This is a genomic window from Chryseobacterium sp. GTID13 (genome assembly GCF_056172655.1).
On sequence record NZ_JAOCMB010000005.1, the window covers coordinates 1,280,187 to 1,300,554 of the forward strand.

General features: G+C 36.5%; 21 protein-coding genes and 3 pseudogenes. 9 read left to right on the forward strand and 15 right to left on the reverse strand.

Annotated features, from left to right (window positions below; all coding sequences use genetic code 11):
- Window position 1: 1 nt before the first annotated feature.
- A complete protein-coding gene (locus N4G44_RS12300) occupies window positions 2-439 on the reverse strand; it encodes a hypothetical protein (RefSeq protein ID WP_474927274.1) in 438 nt (145 codons plus the stop codon).
- Between the two features lie 420 nt (window positions 440-859).
- Here N4G44_RS12300 and N4G44_RS12305 point away from each other — a divergent pair, with 420 nt between their 5' ends.
- Window positions 860-1,147, forward strand: coding sequence for a GNAT family N-acetyltransferase (locus N4G44_RS12305; protein WP_474927278.1), 288 nt, complete (start codon window positions 860-862; stop codon window positions 1,145-1,147).
- Between the two features lies 1 nt (window position 1,148).
- On the opposite strand, the gene N4G44_RS12310 is transcribed toward N4G44_RS12305, so the two are convergent.
- On the reverse strand, window positions 1,149-1,877 hold the full coding sequence (locus N4G44_RS12310; protein ID WP_474927284.1) for an MBL fold metallo-hydrolase: 729 nt from the start codon (window positions 1,875-1,877) through the stop codon (window positions 1,149-1,151).
- A 5-nt stretch (window positions 1,878-1,882) separates the two neighbouring features.
- Window positions 1,883-2,233 carry a hypothetical protein gene (locus N4G44_RS12315; protein ID WP_474927290.1) on the reverse strand — a complete coding sequence of 117 codons (351 nt, stop codon included), beginning with the start codon at window positions 2,231-2,233 and terminating at the stop codon, window positions 1,883-1,885.
- Between the two features lie 170 nt (window positions 2,234-2,403).
- On the opposite strand from N4G44_RS12315, the gene N4G44_RS12320 reads away from it, so the two are divergent.
- Both N4G44_RS12320 and N4G44_RS12325 read left to right on the forward strand, forming a co-directional pair.
- Window positions 2,404-2,790, forward strand: coding sequence for a hypothetical protein (locus tag N4G44_RS12320; protein WP_474927294.1), 387 nt, complete (start codon window positions 2,404-2,406; stop codon window positions 2,788-2,790).
- A complete protein-coding gene (locus N4G44_RS12325) occupies window positions 2,763-3,935 on the forward strand; it encodes a S41 family peptidase (RefSeq protein WP_474927299.1) in 1,173 nt (390 codons plus the stop codon). The genes N4G44_RS12320 and N4G44_RS12325 overlap by 28 nt, the downstream gene beginning before the upstream one ends.
- A gap of 42 nt (window positions 3,936-3,977) precedes the next feature.
- Here N4G44_RS12325 and N4G44_RS12330 read toward each other — a convergent pair whose 3' ends face one another.
- The 5 genes and pseudogenes from N4G44_RS12330 to N4G44_RS12350 all read right to left on the reverse strand — a co-directional run bounded on the left by N4G44_RS12330 (window position 3,978) and on the right by N4G44_RS12350 (window position 8,714).
- Entirely contained in the window at window positions 3,978-4,568 is a 591-nt protein-coding gene (locus N4G44_RS12330) for a hypothetical protein (protein WP_474927303.1), read from the reverse strand.
- A gap of 16 nt (window positions 4,569-4,584) precedes the next feature.
- Window positions 4,585-5,079 carry an RNA polymerase sigma factor gene (locus tag N4G44_RS12335; RefSeq protein ID WP_474927308.1) on the reverse strand — a complete coding sequence of 165 codons (495 nt, stop codon included), beginning with the start codon at window positions 5,077-5,079 and terminating at the stop codon, window positions 4,585-4,587.
- A gap of 515 nt (window positions 5,080-5,594) precedes the next feature.
- Window positions 5,595-6,410, reverse strand: coding sequence for a hypothetical protein (locus tag N4G44_RS12340; RefSeq protein WP_474927310.1), 816 nt, complete (start codon window positions 6,408-6,410; stop codon window positions 5,595-5,597).
- 10 nt (window positions 6,411-6,420) lie between these two features.
- Window positions 6,421-6,929, reverse strand: a pseudogene (locus tag N4G44_RS12345) (RNA polymerase sigma factor).
- A gap of 156 nt (window positions 6,930-7,085) precedes the next feature.
- The gene (locus N4G44_RS12350) at window positions 7,086-8,714 is read right to left on the reverse strand and encodes an NADP-dependent glyceraldehyde-3-phosphate dehydrogenase (RefSeq protein ID WP_474927313.1); all 1,629 of its coding nucleotides are present in this window, start codon (window positions 8,712-8,714) and stop codon (window positions 7,086-7,088) included.
- Between the two features lie 176 nt (window positions 8,715-8,890).
- Between N4G44_RS12350 and tpx the strand changes: the two genes are divergently transcribed.
- The gene (gene tpx, locus N4G44_RS12355) at window positions 8,891-9,448 is read left to right on the forward strand and encodes a thiol peroxidase (RefSeq protein WP_474927314.1); all 558 of its coding nucleotides are present in this window, start codon (window positions 8,891-8,893) and stop codon (window positions 9,446-9,448) included.
- A gap of 64 nt (window positions 9,449-9,512) precedes the next feature.
- Here the strand turns inward: tpx and N4G44_RS12360 are convergent, their stop codons facing one another.
- A complete protein-coding gene (locus N4G44_RS12360; protein ID WP_474927315.1) occupies window positions 9,513-10,238 on the reverse strand; it encodes a TonB-dependent receptor plug domain-containing protein in 726 nt (241 codons plus the stop codon).
- A 106-nt stretch (window positions 10,239-10,344) separates the two neighbouring features.
- On the opposite strand from N4G44_RS12360, the gene N4G44_RS12365 reads away from it, so the two are divergent.
- The 4 genes from N4G44_RS12365 (at window position 10,345) to N4G44_RS12380 (ending at window position 13,474) form a co-directional block, all read left to right on the forward strand.
- On the forward strand, window positions 10,345-10,866 hold the full coding sequence (locus N4G44_RS12365; protein WP_474927316.1) for a hypothetical protein: 522 nt from the start codon (window positions 10,345-10,347) through the stop codon (window positions 10,864-10,866).
- Window positions 10,867-11,482: 616 nt separating this feature from the next.
- Window positions 11,483-11,815, forward strand: a complete 333-nt coding sequence (locus N4G44_RS12370) for a hypothetical protein (protein WP_474927318.1) — start codon at window positions 11,483-11,485, stop codon at window positions 11,813-11,815.
- A complete protein-coding gene (locus N4G44_RS12375) occupies window positions 11,812-12,726 on the forward strand; it encodes an MvdC/MvdD family ATP grasp protein (RefSeq protein WP_474927319.1) in 915 nt (304 codons plus the stop codon). Before N4G44_RS12370 ends, N4G44_RS12375 begins: the two co-directional genes overlap by 4 nt.
- A gap of 4 nt (window positions 12,727-12,730) precedes the next feature.
- Entirely contained in the window at window positions 12,731-13,474 is a 744-nt protein-coding gene (locus N4G44_RS12380) for a hypothetical protein (protein WP_474927320.1), read from the forward strand.
- Between the two features lie 39 nt (window positions 13,475-13,513).
- Here N4G44_RS12380 and N4G44_RS12385 read toward each other — a convergent pair.
- The 6 genes and pseudogenes from N4G44_RS12385 to N4G44_RS12410 all read right to left on the reverse strand — a co-directional run bounded on the left by N4G44_RS12385 (window position 13,514) and on the right by N4G44_RS12410 (window position 19,230).
- Window positions 13,514-15,498 (reverse strand): annotated as a pseudogene (locus N4G44_RS12385) (urocanate hydratase).
- A gap of 316 nt (window positions 15,499-15,814) precedes the next feature.
- Window positions 15,815-16,432: an endonuclease domain-containing protein gene (locus N4G44_RS12390; protein WP_474927322.1), complete on the reverse strand. Its 618-nt coding sequence runs from the start codon at window positions 16,430-16,432 to the stop codon at window positions 15,815-15,817.
- Between the two features lie 152 nt (window positions 16,433-16,584).
- Window positions 16,585-16,875, reverse strand: a complete 291-nt coding sequence (locus tag N4G44_RS12395; RefSeq protein ID WP_474927323.1) for a hypothetical protein — start codon at window positions 16,873-16,875, stop codon at window positions 16,585-16,587.
- A gap of 52 nt (window positions 16,876-16,927) precedes the next feature.
- The gene (locus tag N4G44_RS12400) at window positions 16,928-17,911 is read right to left on the reverse strand and encodes a 2-hydroxyacid dehydrogenase (RefSeq protein ID WP_474927325.1); all 984 of its coding nucleotides are present in this window, start codon (window positions 17,909-17,911) and stop codon (window positions 16,928-16,930) included.
- Window positions 17,912-17,997: 86 nt separating this feature from the next.
- Window positions 17,998-18,261, reverse strand: coding sequence for a prevent-host-death protein (locus tag N4G44_RS12405; protein ID WP_474927327.1), 264 nt, complete (start codon window positions 18,259-18,261; stop codon window positions 17,998-18,000).
- A gap of 318 nt (window positions 18,262-18,579) precedes the next feature.
- On the reverse strand, window positions 18,580-19,230 hold the full coding sequence (locus tag N4G44_RS12410; protein ID WP_474928336.1) for a protein-L-isoaspartate(D-aspartate) O-methyltransferase: 651 nt from the start codon (window positions 19,228-19,230) through the stop codon (window positions 18,580-18,582).
- 139 nt (window positions 19,231-19,369) lie between these two features.
- Between N4G44_RS12410 and N4G44_RS12415 the strand changes: the two are divergent.
- Window positions 19,370-20,331: pseudogene (locus tag N4G44_RS12415) on the forward strand (Gfo/Idh/MocA family protein).
- Window positions 20,332-20,368 lie beyond the last annotated feature (37 nt).

Consider the following 20,368-nt stretch of genomic DNA (forward strand, 5'->3'; position numbering starts at 1 on the left):
CTTAATGATGTTTCTTTTTGTATTCTTTATGTTCCTTTTTATATTCCTTTCTGTACTCTTTGTACTGTTTGGAATTATATTTTTTGTAATTGTTTTTATTACGGTTGTAAACTGCTACAGGGTTCTGACCTTTATAATATTTGTTTTTAAACTTGGTGTATTTTTCTCTTCCAAGAATTCTTTCAATTTCATAGTAACGGTCTTCTCTCCAACGGTCGGGGTTGCTTACGTATACCCTGTTCCATGAATCATAATCACGATATCTGTCATTTAAAGCATTCAGCTGATTGGTTTGTGTGGCAGAAAGCAAAAGATCTGCAGCTACGGTCTGCCAGTTGATATCCGCTATACTTCTTCTGTAATCATTATAATAATCTGATTGTGCATAAGTGAGGCCAAATGTGCCTGCAAGCATTAATGCGATTAATAATTTTTTCATCTTTTTTAGTTTGATTTAGGTTAAACTGTTTTAGCTTAGTCAATTAAAATGCCAAGACTTTTTTCAAATTCCCAATATTTGTTAAATAAAATATAACTCACTGATAATCTGAACAAAATAATACACTTATTTACACTAAATATCTTTTTAAGAATTATATAATAGTATGAATTATTACCTGATTTTTATAAATAATTGGTCTTAATTCAACGTATTATTTCACTATATCACCTTACTTCAAAAGCTGAAAAGAGCTTAAATTTTGTTAAGTTCCGGCAAAAGCCCTGTTTTGTATTATTTTAATTTGTAATTTTAAAAGAAGAATTTCAAATCCGGAAGGATTATGATGCTGACAGATTAGTAAATGCTTTATAAGCTGAAATGAAGCAGTCAATTTAACCCAACTAAATCTTAATTATTATGGAAAATATAAAGTTTGAAATATCACCATATCAAGATGAACTGCAGCTGTTAATTGATGGAGAAAAAGCCGGATATATGTCAATAAAAATAGACGGCAGACTACTGATTGTTTATTACACTAAAATTAACGAAGAACGTGAAGGCCACGGATATGCCAAAATGCTTCTGGATGAACTGGTCCGTTATTCCGAGGATAAAGATCTGTTGGTAGATCCTGAGTGCGATTTTGTGCGCCAGCAGTTTGAAAATCACCCTGCAAGATACAAGGACATCTGGCATGCCTGAATTATTCTTCCCACCATTCCCTGAACTGGTGGTGAGTGCTGTTCATATCTAAAACTTCCCCAATCATCGGGGTAAGGACATGCAGCCCTTTTTCTTTTCCTAAACCTGTTATTTTCTGAAGCGGCTCATTCCAGGGATGAAGTGCCAGTGCAAATTTTGAGGAGTGAACAGGAATAATATGTTCTGCCTTAAGGTCAATAGCAGCCTGAATAACATCCTCCGGAAGCGCATGAATGTATCGCCAGGCTTCGCCATACTGTCCGTTCTCGAGAACAGCATAGTCAAAAGGCCCGAATTCATGGCCTATTGCTTCGAAATGGGAATCGTAGCCACTATCACCGCCCAGAAATATCTTTTTTGTAGGAGTTTCCAAGACATATGAGGTCCACAGCGTATTGTTTTGCTTTATTTTTCTCCCTGAAAAATGCCTCGCCGGTGTAAAGGTAATTTTCAGATTATTTTTCAAAAGAACCTCTGCTCCCCATTCTTCTTCAATTAATTTTTCCTCACGATACCCCCATCTTTCCAGGTGGGCTCCTACTCCTAAAGGTACGATTGCCATTCCTGTCCGTTCTCTGATTGACTTTACAGTAGGATAATCCAGATGGTCAAAATGGTCATGGGTAATCACAAGATAATCCAGAGCTGGAATATCTTCCGGCTTAAATATATCCGAGCCTTTAAAAGCTTTGTTAAAATACTTAAACGGAGAACCATATACACTCAGCACAGGATCTATAAGAAAAGAAATACCATCCGTCTGCAGGTAATAAGACGAATGTCCCAGCCAGATAAAAACATCCTCATCTTTCCTGATTTTTTTAAATCGGTATGAAGTGAAGGAATAGCTTTCGGGGGCTTTAGAAGTGGATGTTTTTTTCCGAAGATAAAATCGTAAGTGACTTTTACGGTGCTATATCCTTCAGTTACAGACGGGGTATGGCTGATGTTCTGGAATTTCCCGTTTCTGTAAAGTTTTGATTTTCTGATGCGTTCCAGCCTTCTGCCTTCAGGCTTTGTTCCGAAAGCAGGCATATTCATCACGACCAGGTAGACAACTACCAAAACTCCAATCAGTAAAATCAAATACATCATCTGCAAAATAAAGGGGCAAAGGTATTTACTTTTGGTTTAATCTAAAAATTGAAGTATTTTTTTAACTTAATTTATAAAGGTTTCTGAATAATTTATTATTTATTTAAAGTTAGAATCACTTAATCTTTTTAACTTAGCCGACTGAAAAAACTTCAAACACGTTGAAAAATTATTCGATAATACTGCTGGCTGCAGCACTTTCTGCATGCTCATCTGTCAGAAGACATAATGAGCGCAGTACAGCATGTATTGGTACCGAAGAGCTTAAAGAGGATATAGATTACGCTTATTTAAAGCTTCAGAAAATGCATCCGCAGCTTTATTGGTATATTTCTAAAAAGGATCTTGACTATAAGTTTGACAGTCTTAAACAAACCATCGACCAGCCGCTAACCCCGCTTCAGTTTTATTTCAAACTTCAGCCTGTAATTGCTGATATCCGTGAAGGACATCTGGCATTGAGAATTCCCAGAAAAAAGTTTTCTAAAAGGAAATCAAATCTCTTGAACACAAAAAGGGAATGTTCAGCCGTTTCGAATATTATGTAAAAGACAATCGCCTGTTTATTGTTCAAAACAAAGATTCTATAAACGATATAAAACCGGGAACTGAAGTTCTATCCATCAACCATATTCCTGTATCCGAATATATAAAGAAATACCGTGCCCTGATCAGCAGCGACGGATATAATGACACTTTTCAGCCTTATTTTTTAAAGGATGTTTTTTTTAATTTTTATACGGCAGAAAACGGTTTTGCAGACAAAGCTTATTTAGAAACCCTTTACAACGGCAAAAAACAAGTATATATCCTTCACCGGGAATCTAAATCCAAAGTCGACCTGGAAAAAGATAAGGAACAGGAAAAACGAACTCCGGAAAAGAAAGTCAATGACTATGTAGCCTTTACTGATTCTTATAACCGGAATTTTAAATTCCTTGATAAAGACAGTACAACAGCTTATTTAAAGATCCAAAGCTTTTCAAGCGATTATTCGGACCGTTTTTATAAAGAAACATTTGCAAAGATAAAAAACGCAGGATCCTCCTATTTAATCATAGATGTTCGCAACAATTATGGCGGATCCCTACACGAGATCAATAACCTGTACTCTTATCTGGCCCCGGAACCTTATGTTCTGATAAAGCCGTCACAGCTTACCTCAAGGATTACTCCGCTCAAAACCAACTATTTCAGGAAAAGTTCTCCTTTTCAGTATGCTTTTAAAAGCCTTGCCTATCCCACGTATGTTTTTGCACAAACGTTCAGCACTTATAAAAAGGACGGAAAAGTATACTACAAAATGAAGGCAGCCCAACCTACAAAACCGAAAAAGGATGCTTTCCATGGTAAAGTATTTGTACTGATCAACGGTGGAAGTTTTTCCGCATCCTCCATTATCACCGCAAAACTGAAATACGACAAAAGAGCTATTCTGGTTGGCGAAGAGACCGGAGGCGCCAATGACGGAACCGTAGCAGGGTTTTACTCTTACCAGAAACTTCCTCACTCAAGGATCAATTTCCCGATAGGATTATTGCTGGTACAACCCAATATTGATTTTCAAAATACCAAGAGAGGGGTTTCTCCGGATGTGACCATTAAAGAAAGTATGCAGGATATTATTAATAAAAAGGATCCGCAACTGGAATGGGTGAAAAAAGAAATTGCTAAGGAAAAACAAAACAGATAATTTATAAGGTTTAGGCGGGCTTTCAGCCCGCCTAAACTGTTTTCATCTTTTTAATTCTTTCAAAAGCTGTTCAATATGCACAATATATCTTCCGTAGTAACGGTAAAACCAGAATTTTCCGGAGATAAAGAGCACAAAAAGACCTATGATCACTGAGCTTATGAGAATCACGGCAATTCTCGTTTCGCTCATCGGCTGTGGCCACGGTATGAATTCTATTACAATGATCATTTCGCAGACAATAAAAGGTACAAAACTCAGATAATAAGATAAATAGTACTGCTTATTGAGATTGACCTGCATAACCAGATCCTTTAACGAATCATAGGTTTTGAGCATCGGATTGCTGATATCGTTGTAAAGCCTAAAAAATTTACTGAAAAAGAAGATCGTGACAACGAGCATTGATGCCACAAGAACAGTGATATAAAACTGAAGTTTAAACGGTCTGCAGAAAGCACAAACTATAAATGCAAATATAAAAACTCCGATCACAAACCAAAATTCCATACGCATATTTTTACGTATTTTCTCCAGAGGGAGATTGATCTTATTTCTCTGTTCAATACTTATTTCAGGGGTTTCCTGGGAAACATCGTCATTCCACACATTTTTTAATTCGTCTATATTCATGGGTGCTGATTTAAAATTATGACTTATTCAAAATATCTTTCAGTTTATTTTTAGCGCGGTTCATTCTCACTCTTGCATTGCCTTCGGAAATTCCCATCTGTTCTGCAATTTCTTTTCCCGAAAAATCTTCCAGATAATAAAAAATAAAAGCTTTATCGATGGGGTTCAATTGCCGGATTGCTTTATACATTTTAGCTAATTTCTCCTCTTTTCCATAGTCGTAATCATCCTGAGCAATTTTATATCCGGAAAAATCCTCATTAGAAATAAAGCTTCTTCTTTTCTCGGATTTCAGAAAGATAATAGCAGTGTTGAGTGCAATTCTGTACAGCCAGGTAGAAAATTCACTCTCTCCTCTGAAATGGGGATAGGCTTTCCAGAGCTGGTAAGTAATTTCCTGAAAAAGATCATCGCGGTCGTCTTTTTCGGACATATACATTTTAGAAATCTTGAAAATGATTCCTTTATGCTTTTCAATCTTTTCTAAAAATTCCTGCTCTGATGAGTTCATGGTTTCGGGCTCTATAGAGTTAGTTTTAAATGTAAAAAATTGTTACACATATTTTATAAATAAAATTTCTGAACAACTCTGACCTCTATTTAAAATGCTTATATAAAGACATTAAAAAACCCAACAGAAATTTCCTGTCGGGCTGATTGTGTGTTTTTTTAAGCTCTACTCCACATCTGTCTATGAACCAGATTCTTTGTAACGAAATAATCTCTAATTAATAATTACTTACGAAGTATTTCTACTAAAATTGAACAGTCAGTTAAAATTGGCAACCATAAATATGAGCCTGATATTTTCCCTGCCTATGACAGTTAGTAGAATAAAAGTGAAAATGTTACACTTTTTTAGGGAAAAAATACATTAAAAAATAAATTCTGATGCTCTTATTTTATTTAGCACTTATAAAAAACCTTATTAATAACATAAACATCTGTGGAAATCTGTAAGTCCGTAACCAATAAAAAACCGGCAAACGATTGCCGGTTTTTAGGTTGATATTTTGGATTAAATCTTTAATTCAAATTATTTAAAGCCTTTTGAAGGGAATAGATATCAATGAAATGCAGCTTCACTCCAATGACTATGAAAAGCACCAGGACAATTGTTAAAAATGCAATAATAAATATATATACCGAAACAAACCACAGGACCGTATTCAGGATATTTCCCTTTAGCCCGAACTTCTTGATAAAGAATTTCTGAGAACGTTCAAACCATGAATTTCCCCGTACTTTTTTAGGACCTGTTTCCACACCGTTCAGTTCATCTACAAGGCGTACTACATCTTCTATGTATCTGCCATACATATAATATATCCAATATTTTATAATAAACCACACCAGCATAAGGGTAATGAGAAAGCTGACTCCGAAAATCGCTAGGTTATATTTTATCTCAAAATGAAAATTGATCTGGATAAGGGATAACAGGAAAGCAAGAGGAATATAGGAAATATAGTAGGAAATATAGATTTCTTTTGATATTAGGAGCTGCGTTTTCAGGTTAAACAGATCATAATTGGTATTAATCCCGCTTTTACAGAGTATTTTGTAAAGTTTGAGAAAACGGGAATAGAAATAGATGATAAAAGCCAGTGTGAGGGCCACTACAAAACCTGATATAATAATGATATTCTTATCACCGGAAGCATATGGAAACCCTATAAGAAGCATTGGCAGGGTGACGAGCATCAGCCAGAATTCCGTTTGCATATTGAGCTTCAGCATCTGCATGGGAGAATGAATTTCGCCCTGCTTCTCCAAAGAAATCTCAGGCAGATCCTGCCTGTTATCCTTGTCCCAAAGTTCTTTAAAATTTTCTAACTCCATTTGTTTTGTTTTAAATCCGATTTGTTCTTTGCTTTTCGATAATTTCCTTCAGTTTTGCTTTAGCCCTGTTCAGTTTTACACGGGCATTCACTTCAGTTATCCCCAACTGGCTGGCAATTTCCTTACCTGAAAAATCTTCCAAAAAGAAAAAGATCAGTGCTTTATCTATAGGGCTGAGCTGATGGATAGCTTCATACATCAACTTCATATTCCTGTCATCCGTATCATTATAGGACTCCTGCGGAACAACAAGATTCTCTATGCCCTGATTTTGTATAAAACTACGTTTTTTTCGCTACGAAGAAATACGATTGCTGTATTAAGTGCAGTTCTGTAGAGCCATGTTGAGAAGTCACTTCTCCTTTGGAAATCGCCGTATGATTTCCAGGCCTGATAAATGATCTCCTGATAAAGATCATTCTGATCATCCTGATCGTCCATGTACATTTTAGAGATCTTGAAGATAACACCTTTATGCTTCTCTATTTTCTCTAAAAATTCCTTTTCCATTAAAGACATTCTATAAACTCTACCCGCAAAGAAACATTATTAACAAAATACTACTTTTTTAATATAAAAACTAAAAACTTAATGCCTGAAAATACAAAATCCTCAAAAAATAAAGAAATTTATTGAGGATTATTATTTTATGTTAAATAGAGTTAAAAGAAGAGCCTAGAAAATATAATCTGTGCTTAAAAAATTAGAGTCATGTTCCCGGACGATTGTATTTAATAATTTCTTATTGGCATCGGTCAGTTTTGCGGCTACCAGGGATCTGATCGAGAATGAACGGAGTGCATCGAATACGGAAAGCGTTCCTTCCGCGCTGTCTTTTCTTCCTGTGAACGGGAATACATCCGGACCACGCTGTGCCTGACAATTGATATTGACACGGCTTACAAGATTCACAAACGGGTCGATCAGCCTGGAAACTTCCTGCGGATCTTCACTGAAAATGCTTACCTGCATTCCATGGGAAGCATTGACCTGATAGTCAATAGGCTCTTCTATATCTTCAAACGGAACTACCGGAATTACCGGCCCGAACTGCTCTTCATGATACAGCTTCATATCGCTGTTAACAGGATAAACCACTGCCGGAAATACAAAAGATTCTTCCGTAAATCCGCCGTTTTCATTTAAAACTTTCGCTCCTTTGGCTAGAGCATCTTCAATACATTCCTTCAGGTATGGCGGCTTATTCACTTCCGGAAGCGGCGTTACTTTTACATCCTTTTCCCATGGCAAACCAGCTTTCATTGCTGAAACGGCAGCGCTTAATTTTTCAGTAAATTCTTCTGCAATTTCTTTCTGAACAAAAATCAGCTTCAACGCTGTGCAACGTTGCCCGTTAAATGATAAGGCACCCAGGATACATTCGCTTACCGCAACATTAAGGTCTGCATTTTTGGTTACGATTGCGGCATTCTTCGCATCAAGACTGAGGATGGCACGTAAACGGTTGACTTTAGGGTGTAGTTTTTTCAGTCCGTTAGCCACTTTGCTGGAGCCGATAAAAGCCAGAACATTTACTTTTCCGCTTTCCATAATCGGAGTGATGATTTCCGAACCTTTTCCATACAAAGTATTTACTGTTCCTTTCGGAAAGGCTTCTTTAAAGGCATTCAATAGCGGATAATGAGCCAGAACCCCATGCTTTGGAAGTTTAAAGAGAATAGTATTTCCCATGATCAGGGCGGGAATCAGGGTAGTGAAAATCTCATTTAAAGGATAATTAAATGGTCCCATACTCAGGACAACGCCCAGCGGAGCCCTTCTGATCTGTGCAATAGTTCCTTCCGCCTGCTGGAAACGGGAAGACTCCCTGTCCAGATCCTTTAAGGCATCAATGGTCTGATTGATGTAATCTACAGTCCTGTCGAATTCCTTGGTAGAATCTGCCAGGGTTTTACCGATCTCCCACATCAGCAGTTTGATCACCAGGTCACGCTGTTCAATCATCAGATAAACAAATTTCTGCATGCACTGGATGCGTCCTTCCACAGACATTGTAGGCCATTCCCCAAGACCATTATCATAAGCTTTTACACAAGCTTCAAGAACATCCATTGCTTCCTTTGGGCCAATATTGGGAACGCTTCCCAGAAGTTTCCTTTCCAGACCGTTTTCTGTAGGGATACAGACAGGTGAATAGATATTCTGAACCTCTCCTTTCCATTCTACAAGTTCACCATTCAGAAGATAAACATTCTGATGAATTTCGGGAACTTTATATTCTTCGGGAATTTCGTTTTCGCTTTTAAAAATATTCTGAAATAAGGCTTTGTTTTCTGAATCCATAAATTTTTGTTTTTTGATAATTTGAATGTAAATTTTACCTTTTACAGAATAAAGGTAGATGTTACAACCGGTAAAAAAATAGCTGACTGATAGATTTGCTCTATTTGATGGCTGTTTGAATTAAAATTAACAAACGGCTGCCAAAAAAAGAATAATTTTGTTTAAAAATAAAATTCATGGTATCAAGATTAATTTTCAGCGCTGTATTTCTTTTCTCAGTATTCAGTTTCGCTCAGAATATTGTTCTAATGGGAGGAAAACCTGTGCATACGTACTCCAAATTACCGGCAGTGAATAAAGCTGCTCCAAAGTTTACGCTTACGGACGTTACGATGAAGGACCAAACTTTGGATTCGTACAAAGGAAAATATGTTATCCTTAATATTTTCCCGAGTGTAGATACAGGGGTTTGTTCAGCATCTGTTCACCATTTCAATGAAGATGCGGGCAATATTCCGAATACGGTGGTTCTTTGTATTTCCAAAGATCTTCCTTTTGCCCAGAAAAGATTCTGTGGTGCGGAGGGGATCAAAAATGTGGTAATGCTTTCGGATTTCCGTTCAGATTTCGGGAAAACGTATGGAGTGGAGATCACAGATTCTGTAATGAAAGGCCTTTTGAGCAGAGCTGTGGTGGTGATTGATCCTTCAGGAAAGATCATTTATGAAGAGCAGGTTGCAGATATTTCTCACGAACCGAATTATGAAGCAGCCATTGCGGCGGTGAAAAAATAAGCTTTTGCTTTTTGGAATAATTTAATCTGGGGTTGCGGCGATCTTCGATCGCCGCAACCCCAGATTATTTCTTTACTTTCCATCTCCCTTTTGTAGTCACTATGATCACTCCGTTCTGAGCCTTTGAGCCATAGACTGAAGTAGCAGCGGTATCTTTCAGAATCCTCATGGTTTTTATTGCATTGGGATCTGTTTCCTGCAGATCTTTTAAACTGACTATTTTCCCGTTTATAACTACTAAAGGTTTTTGATCTTCCCTCAAACTGGAATTTGCCCCTCCGATTCTTATCGGCTGATTATCTGCCGGTTTTGAATTACTCACTATTCCCTTAGATTTTGGTATCATTTCTTCCGGCTTATTTTCTTTGGTATTCGCCAGAAGGTTTTGTTGTACCACGACAGGGGCTCCGGCCACCATCTGCTCCTGCTTTGGCTTTGATTTCACTCCGTACAGCAAGACTTCTAATTGTTCTGTTTTTAAAGTATCACGGGCTACATTATGCTGTGCGTTTACAGCAACAAATCCCCCGGTAGTAAGAATAAAACCTACCGCAAATTTTACAAGAACCGAATTGAGGGAAGAATACTGCAGGTTCCTGTTCAGCTGGGATTCATAAAAGTTTCCGCAGATATCTTCTGAGGAACGGGAAAAAACATTTATTATTTCCTCATCGGAAGCAATGGTAAAGTCCCTGACGGTTTTGGAGCATACGGAGCAAAATCTTCCTTTTTCTTCCGGGGTCATAGTTGCCCAGTTTTCGTGACAGGGTTGAGGTATGGTAATTTTCATAAGGATCTTTTATAGTAAAGATGCTTTGTTTTGGGAAAAGGTTGGAAGCTTTTTAATTACAGCCTCTTTTTATATATTTGGTCAGTAAAACTTTATAAAACAAACCATGAAAATTTTCAGATTTTTCTTACTATTTACAGCAGCAATTACTTTAACGGCCTGCGGAACCTCCCACAATTATACAAATAACAGTTTGAATAAAAATTTCTATGCAGAAAAATCCATCTATTTCAAACTGAATCCTAAAAGTCAGAACCAGATCAACTTTACGGGAATGTATGGGACTGTACTGGGCGGTGTGATGCAGCCCAATGTAAAGGAAACCTTCCAATTATCTTTAAACGAGCTCGCCAGTGAGACCAATATAAAACTCAATTTCATTGAAAACTCCGAAGAAATCACGGATAAAAATGCCGTGGTATTCGACACGGATATTTCGGAGATCAACTGGCATTTCGGGTTTTCTGTAGCGACCCTGAAAACAGTGGTGAATTATAAAAACATCAGCAACAGCAAAGAAATACAAACCACAGGAATCCGTAAAAGCGGCGGCGGGGACGAAAAAAATAATCTAAAAAAATCTTTAAAAGATGCTACGTATAATTTCCTGAAAGAATACGAAAAATGATAGAAATAAAAGCTTCTTAATGGTTCAAAAAATGAGACTCAGCTATATGCTGAGTTTTTTATTATATACTGAACAATTTTATTTTCCCACAGATATCACAGATTGCACGAATGTTTATGTTATACTTTATTGAATTAAATTATACGCAATTATCTGTGTAGATCTGTGAAATCCGTGGGAATCTTTTTTGAAACTTTATAATACTTTTTTAATACTAAAGGTTTAGACTGCGAATTGGGAATTGATAATAATTCTCTGAGCTAAAATCGCAAGATCTTTGGCACTCAGTTGGTGAGTGCAATTTTCATTTGTTTGTGTTTTGGTTAACTAAAACAAAATATATAAAAAGTTGTTTACTTACAAACCACCTCGAAATAAATCTACGGAGCTATACGAAAGTTTCCCGCAATTTGCAGGAGACTTATGGAGATCTCCGGAAATGGCAAACAATAGTGTTTAGAACCACCGGAGAAGTCGGGAGGTTTGTTTTGCTTGTGTTTGGGAGTTTCGGAGGGATTGGGGAGGTTGTAAGCAGGATGTTTGAGATTACGGTTTCCCGTAAGTGTGAGTAATTTTATTTTTTTATATTTGAAATTATAACCACAAATAAAATACAATGAAAAATTTAGTTCTAAATTATTTTGAAGAAATTAATAATAACATTATTGAAAATGACCATTTAAAATATTGTGAAAAATTGAATCTAACCGTTGACGAAAATAATCAGCCCGCAATTTCAAAGATTAACCTAGCAACTCAAACTTTAACAAAAACTTACGATGAAGTATCTGATTCTGATACAGATAGAAATACTATTTTAATGGGTACACAAACCAGAACTTTTACCAATACGGAAGCTTCAGATTCAGATAGAGATAATAGAATTAATTTTCTAATGGTTACTAATACATTGACTGAATCACAAGAAGTAACAGATTCTGATAAATGATTTTAATAATTACACATAAAGAAGATTATACTGCAGATTATATTATCAATAAGCTTAACAATGAAAATATTAATTATTTCAGATTAAATTGTGAAGACATTCCAAAGTATAATTTTATTATAGATAATTCGCTAGATTTTAATATTAATGGAATAAGTGAATTTAATTCTGTTTGGTTCAGAAGAACTAAGCTATCGGATTTTTCACAATTTTCTATAGAGGAACAACAATTTTTACTAAGTGAATATGATAGTTTTTTAAAAAACTTATTTAATATAATTAATACTAATAAGTGGTTAAGTAAACCTAATAATATTTACAATGCAGAGAATAAACTATTACAATTAAAACATGCAAGGTCATTAGGATTCAATATTCCCAAAACCCTTATATCAACAAACCCAGCTAAAATCAAAGAATTTTATTTTTTAAATAATGAAAAAATAATTTTAAAACCTTTTTGGAATTCAAGATTATTGCAAGAAAATAAAACTAAATTACTATTTACAAACTTAGTAAATAGAAAACATATAGATAACATTGATAGTTTAGAAATAACTCCTGTTATTTTTCAAGAATATATTGAGAAAGAAGTAGAATATAGAGTTACAATTGTTGAAAATGAAATTTTTATAGCCTCAGTTGATTCACAAAAAAATGAAAAAACAAAAATTGATTGGAGAAGAGATAATTTAAAGTTTCAGAAAAATGATTTACCCAACGATATTAAACTTCAATGTTTGAAATTAGTCAAAACATTAGGACTAAAATTCGGTGCCATTGATATTATCAAAGATATATATAATAAATTTTATTTCATTGAAATAAATGCAAATGGACAATGGGTTTGGATAGAAACAGATACAGGATTAAAAATTTCGGATAGTATAATTACATTCTTAAATAGTTGAGTTTATGAAAAAAATTTTTGATTTTCTAAAAAGTATTGGTTTATCCAAAATTGATGTTGTTAATCCTTTTAGTTATAATTATTCAGATTATAATAATATTCAAAACTCTAGTGAAAACAAGCTGGTTCAACATAAAGATTTTCTTAAAATTTTAATAGATGAAGAACGCGCAAGATTAGAAAATATCGAAACTAAAACAGCACAACTTATTTCTCAAACCAGTTTAATAATTTCCTTGGCATCATTATTTATTCCCCTATTATTAGACAAATCTGAAGACTTGGCATTTGGTGTTAAGCTATTATTCGTTTTTATTTTGATTTTTACATATGTTTTCTACATTCTTACAATTATTAATGCTTTGAAAAATTACAATGTAAAAAAATATAATTATTCATTTCCTGGTCCAGAAAATATTTTAAAATTTAAGGATAAATCGCTTGATGAATTCAATGAAGAATTAATAAGAGACTATTTGTATGCTATAAACGAAAATCAAAAATTGAATAACATCAAAGCTTCAAATGTTCTTCACTCCTATAATACTTTTAAAATTGCAAATATTTTATTAAGTGTTCTGGTTATTAGTGTTTGTTTTATTTCATTTTTTCAAAAAACCGAAAATAAAAAAATAGAAATAGTAAATCCTTTAAAATTAAAATTAACAGATCCTGTAAAAATTGAAAATAAAGTATTTAAAGAGCCAATTTATATTATTCAAAAAGATACAATTTATATAAATAAATAAAACCTGCTTTACAGCAGGTTTTTCCATATCTAAAGAGTTCTAAAACAAACTCTCATCCACAAAATTCGGGAGTGTTACTTTCAGATTTGGTTCTGCTTCCATCGCTCTTTTAATGGCGAAAACAGCGCCTTCATTTCTGGCCCAGCTTCTTCTGGAAATCCCGTTGTTTACGTCCCAGAAAAGCATAGATTTCAGTCTTCTGTCGGCTTCTGCAGTTCCATTCAGCAGCATTCCGAAACCACCGTTAATCACTTCGCCCCAGCCTACTCCACCTCCGTTATGGATAGATACCCATGTAGCGCCGCGGAAACTGTCACCAATCACGTTGTGGATCGCCATATCTGCGGTAAATCTTGAACCATCATAGATATTGGAAGTCTCCCTGTAAGGCGAGTCCGTCCCGGAAACATCATGATGATCCCTTCCGAGAACTACTGGTCCGATCTCTCCGTTCTTAATAGCATTGTTGAAGGCTTCAGCGATCTTCATTCTTCCCTCTGCATCGGCATACAGGATTCTCGCCTGCGATCCTACTACCAGTTTGTTTTCCTGTGCCCCTTTAATCCACTGAATGTTGTCTTTCATCTGCTGCTGGATCTCTTCGGGAGAGTTTTTCACCATATCCTCCAAAACAGCACAGGCAATATCATCCGTTTTCTGCAAATCTTCCGGCTTTCCGCTGGTACATACCCAACGGAACGGCCCGAAACCATAATCGAAACACATAGGCCCCATAATATCCTGAACATAGCTCGGATATTTGAATTCTCTTCCAAGGCTTGGATTTTCTGCCATTACATCGGCTCCCGCTCTTGAAGCTTCCAGTAAAAAAGCATTCCCATAATCGAAGAAATAAGTTCCTTTCTGGGTATGCTTATTGATGGCCGCAGCATGTCTTCTTAAAGTCTCCTGAACTTTCTCCTTGAACTGTTCCGGATCTTCAGCCATCATCCTGTTCGATTCCTCAAAGCTTTGTCCAACCGGATAATAACCACCCGCCCAAGGATTGTGAAGCGAGGTCTGGTCTGAACCTATATCTATTTTTAAATTCTGCTCATCGAATTTCTCCCAAACTTCCACAATATTTCCAAGGTAAGCCAGGGAAACCGTTTCTTTATTTTCCTGAGCTGTTTTTACTCTTTTTACCAGTTCATCAAGGTTTTCGTGAATCTCGTTCACCCACTTCTGGTCGTGGCGGATCTTGGTAATCTTAGGATTTACTTCTGCGCATACCGTAACGCAGCCTGCTATATTTCCTGCTTTTGGCTGTGCACCGCTCATTCCTCCCAATCCTGAAGTTACGAAAAGTCCTCCCTTGGGTTCTTTTTTATTTTCCTGAAAGCATTCAGAACCGTGATCGTTGTTCCGTGAACAATACCCTGCGGCCCGATATACATATAACTTCCCGCCGTCATCTGCCCATACTGCGTAACGCCCAAAGCATTGAATTTCTCCCAGTCATCCGGCTTGGAATAATTAGGAATCATCATTCCGTTCGTTACCACCACTCTCGGTGCATCTTTATGAGACGGAAACAGTCCCATCGGATGTCCTGAATACATGGTAAGGGTCTGTTCATCCGTCATTTCAGACAGGTATTTCATCGTCAGCAGATACTGAGCCCAGTTAGAAAACACAGCGCCATTCCCTCCATACGTAATGAGCTCGTGAGGATGCTGTGCCACCGCATAATCCAAGTTATTCTGGATCATCAGCATAATGGCTTTAGCCTGCTCGGATTTTCCCGGATAATCGGAAATAGGCCTGGCTTTCATCTCATAATCCGGGCGAAAACGGTACATATAAATCCTTCCGTATTTCTCCAGCTCTTCCCTGAATTCAGGCAACAATTCTGCATGAAACTTAGGATCGAAATAACGCAAAGCATTCTTCAGAGCAAGTTTTTTCTCTTCCTCTCCTAAAATTTCTTTACGTTTCGGCGCATGGTTGATATTGGTTTCATAAGGTTTAGGCTGCGGCAGCTGATCAGGAATCCCCTGCTGTATCTGTTCTTGAAATGTCATATTGCTATTGAGTTCAATGTTTAGAGTAAATTTTGAAGTTTTAAAGATATTCAAATTAGGAAATATAGGCAAGTAAAAGGTGGAAAGGGCGAAATCGTGGGAGGGCAAAAAGGCAAAAGGGTAAATAGCTAATGAAGCAGGTTGCTTGCAGATGATTTGCAGGGTATAAATGTAGACTGCAGCCTTGTTTGTAATGTGGAAAAAGGTTTCCCTCCTCCGGAGGGGTGGATTTCAAAATTTATGGAATTTTGGAAGACGGGGTGGTTCCAAAATGCTCAATAATAAAATACTCCAGATCTTCATCACAACACTGATATTAACCACCCCGTCTTCTCCTTTTAGTCGAATCCACCCCTCCGAAGGAGTGGAATGATATTCTACAGAAAACGGGTAGTTTCAAAAATATAAAACTTACTGATGCACGATTTGCAGATACCGACTTTAATAAAGACGCCAACCAAAAACTCCCATCTTCCGGAGGTGGATTCCGAAATTTATGGAATTTTGGAAGACGGGGTGGTCCCGAAATGCTCAATAATAAATACTCCAGATCCTTCATCACAACACCAATATTCTTCCTCACATCAAAATCAGTAATTCTGAAGATAGTAAGTCCCAAAGATTCTAGATATTCCTGCCGGATTCCGTCATATACCTGCTTTTCATCATGACTTGAGCCGTCAATTTCAATAATCAACCCTAAAGTTTTCACGTAAAAATCTACAATATAGTTCCCTATAATTCTCTGCCGGTCAAAATCTATATTGTGGAAGGTTCCGGCTCGCACTTTTTTCCAGAAAAGAACTTCACCCAGAATGCCTGCCTTACGTTTTTCTTTCAGTAAAATTTTTAAGTGTGGATTATAAGGTATGTTTTCTACGAAGTTCCTATGGATGGGAACCCCGTTGATGTGGGTTATTAGTATTTCTTTCATTGTTTTGTGTTTTTTAACCACCCCGTCTTCTCCTTTCAGTCGAATCCACCCCTCCAAGGGAGGGGAATAATATTCTGCAGAATACAGGTGGTTTTCAAAAATAAAAAAACCTCACTGAAAATCAGTAAGGTTACTTTATTATCTATTGAAATCTACGTCAGGACATCGTCGTTTTCTTCTTCGTGGTCATCATCGTTATCGCTGAGGCTCCAATAATTGTTCTCTTCATCTTCAGAGCCGATTTCCTCCATGTCATCATCTTCTTCTATTCCGGGAATATCAAGGCCTTTGTCTATTTTATCATCATCCTCTTCGTTTAATATAGGATTTCCATCACCATCAAGCGGAATATGAGGTTCCTGGTTAAAAATATCTTCATTAGGATTGTAATCCATTTCTTCTAACTTTCTGTTCTGTTCATTGGTATTGTTTTCTGGTGTCATGATATTTTATGTTTAGGGTTAATTTGTAAGGAACAAAAATAATTCCAAGCTGCTACGAATTTTCAGAATATACTTCCGGATTGGCACAATAAGGTATTTTTTCTCCTTTAGAGAAGGCAATAATATTTTCGGCAGCCATCTTTGCCATTCCTGTCCGGGCTTCCATGGTTGCTGAACCGATATGAGGCAGTACACAGACATTGGAAAGCTCCAAAAGCGGACTTTCTTTAGACATAGGTTCTGGATTGGTAACATCCAGGCCTGCTCCCCAGATCTGTTTTGAAATCAGTGCTTCATACAGGTCTTTTTCATTTTGGAAACCACCTCTGGCGGTATTCACGAAAATGGCATTATCTTTCATTTTTTCAAAGACAGGACCATTGAAGAGGTCTTTCTGCTCTGGGGTAAAATTGGCATGAATGCTTAAGACATCCGATTGCTCAATAAGTTCGTCAAAAGAAACATAAGTGGCATTTAGCTGTTTTTCAGCTTCTTCATTGGGATGGCGGTTATGATAGATAATATTCATGTCAAAAGCTGCCCGGGATTTTTTAGCCATTTCAAATCCAATCCTTCCCAGCCCTAAGATTCCCAAGGTTTTCCCATACAGTTCCTGTCCTAAGGCATGCATTGGATCAAAATCTCCCCAATTGCCGTCTTTTACTTTCTGGAAATTATAGCTTGCTCTTCTTGCCACGGACTGCATCAGCAGGAATGCAACATCAGAAGTAGCTTTACTGAGCACATCCGGGGTATTCCCTACCGGAATATGTCTGCGGTTTGCTTCTTTAATGTCCACATGGTCAAAACCTACGGAATATAAAGCAATTGTTTTTATGTTCGGACACTGATCAAAAAAATCTTTATCGTATTTAAATTCTCCACCGACACTCAAAATGGCATCATGATTCTGGCAGTAGATCAGCCATTCTTCATGGGAAAGGTTTTCATGTTCCGGAATAAAAACTTCAAGTCCTGCTTCTTTCAGCCTATTAATTCCTGCTTCCGGAATTCTTCTGTTTACAAATACTTTCATGATCTTTTTTGATTTCGTGTTTAAATTTTTCAAATAAAAACCTCACTCCTTTTAAAAGTGAGGTTCTCTAACTTAAGTATTAAAAATTATTGATCTTTTTCTGAATGGTCCTGGCTGTTATCCCATGCTTCTGAAGCCATCTCCTGAATTTCTTCCCATACTTCTTTTGCCGATTTCTGAGCATGAGCCATAAAGCCCTGTTTGGTAGGTTCCTGATTCTTTGTTTTCATATCATTTATATAATCCTTTACCTGCTGGGTATAGCTCTCAGCATGATATCCGGGATTATTATGCAGATTTTTCTGAATATTACTAAAATCGTGTGATGATTTAAATCTATTCGTATCCATAATAATAAAAATTTAAGTGATTAGGTTTTAAATTGAATTCAATTATTATTCCGAAGCGGTCTTAAATTTTATTAAAATAAAAGAAAAATTTCACTTTTTAACCAAAGCTACAAAAGCTTTTTTGAAAACTTAAGTTATTGCGAAGTTGGATACCATGTGTATAGAAGTACACTAAATTTTAATAAAAATCTTTGATTTTATACTGATGTATTCTTCTTATTTTCAGGACAGTAAAGCTTTTAAAACTAAAGTATTCTAAAGTGTTTAATTGAAATAAAACTTTTGTGACTTTTGTGGTTTATAAATCTGCTTTACTATTTAATGGTTCGTGTCCCCAAGCATCGGAACAAATTTATAAGCTCCGAACTCTTCTTTTTCGAACTGGGTAGGCGTTGTTTTTGTAAACCTGTATAAAATCTGTTCATCGGTAGGCCCCAGAGGAATCACCATTTTTCCGCCTACATTCAACTGTTTCAATAATTCTGTGGGCAGTACAGAAGCTCCACAGGTAACAATAATCTTATCAAAAGGTGCAAAGGTAGGAAGTCCTGCAAAACCATCTCCGAAGCTCTGAAATTTAGGGTTTAAATGCAGCTCACGAAATTTCTTCTTGGAAAAATCAAACAGATCTTTCTGTCTTTCTACGGTATAAACCAATGCTTTCATAGCCAACAGAACTGCTGTCTGATATCCGCATCCGGTTCCGATTTCCAGCACTTTTTCACCCGGTTTTACCTGCAGCAGCTCAGACTGTTCTGCTACTGTTGAAGGATGGGAAATAGTCTGGTGTGATAAGATGGGAAATGCCCGGTCTTCATAGGCAAAATCTTCAAAAATACTTTCAATAAAAAGGTGTCGCGGAACTTCATTCATTGCCGAAAGTACATTTTCATCCGAGATTCCTATGTTATGTCTTAAATATTCGACGAGGATCTTTCTTTTCCCTTTATGTACAAACGAATCATGCATCATTAGTAAGATAGTAGTTATTAGGTGGTGATAGTAGTTCCTACAAAAGTAAAAAAACTATCCATACCGGTCAACCCAAAATAGACAACGTATTTCCTAATACCTAAAATTCTTATCTTTACAAAAATTAAAAAAATCTATGTTAAAAGCAGGTTTGGTAGGTGCCGGACATCTGGGGAAAATTCATTTACGACTTCTTAATCAGTCAGATAAGTACGAACTGGTAGGCTTCCATGATAAAGATACTGAAAACGGAAAAAAATAGAAGCTGAATTCGGTTATAAATATTTTGAAAATTTTGATGAACTTCTTGAGCAGATCGACATGCTGGATATTGTGACACCCACAGTTTACCATTACGATTATGCATTAAAAGCTATTGAAAAAGGACTTCATTTTTTCATTGAAAAACCGGTCACCCAAACGCTTGAACAGGCAGAAGAGATCCTTCATAAATGTCAGGAGAACGGAATCAAGGCGCAGGTCGGTCATGTTGAAAGGTACAACCCTGCTTTTATTGCCACTAAGGAATACATCAAGAACCCTATGTTTATAGAGATCCACAGGCTGGCAGAGTTCAATCCGAGAGGAACGGATGTTTCTGTAGTACTGGACCTTATGATTCATGATCTGGATATTTTGTTAAGTATGGCCAAATCTAAGGTTAAAACCATTCATGCAAGCGGTGTATGTGTGGTAAGTAAAACTCCGGATATTGCCAATGCCAGAATTGAGTTTGAAAACGGATGTGTGGCGAATCTTACCACCTCCAGAATCTCTATGAAAGCGATGAGAAAAAGCCGTTTTTTCCAGAAAGACGCCTATATTTCCGTAGATTTCCTGGAGAAAAAGGCAGAAGTGATCCGAATGAAAGACGCTCCCGAAAATCCTACTCCTTTCGATATGATTATAGAAAATGCGGATGGGGAAAAGAACCAGATTTTATTTGAATACCCTGACATTCAGCCTAATAATGCCATTCTTGATGAATTAAATTCTTTTGCAGATGCCATCACTGACGGTAAAAACATAGAAGTTTCCCTGGAAGACGGAACGGAAGCCCTAAAAGTTGCATTGGAAATTGTAAAGCTGATTTCTTAAAAAATAACGATCATACATTATCAATACAGGCTGTCGT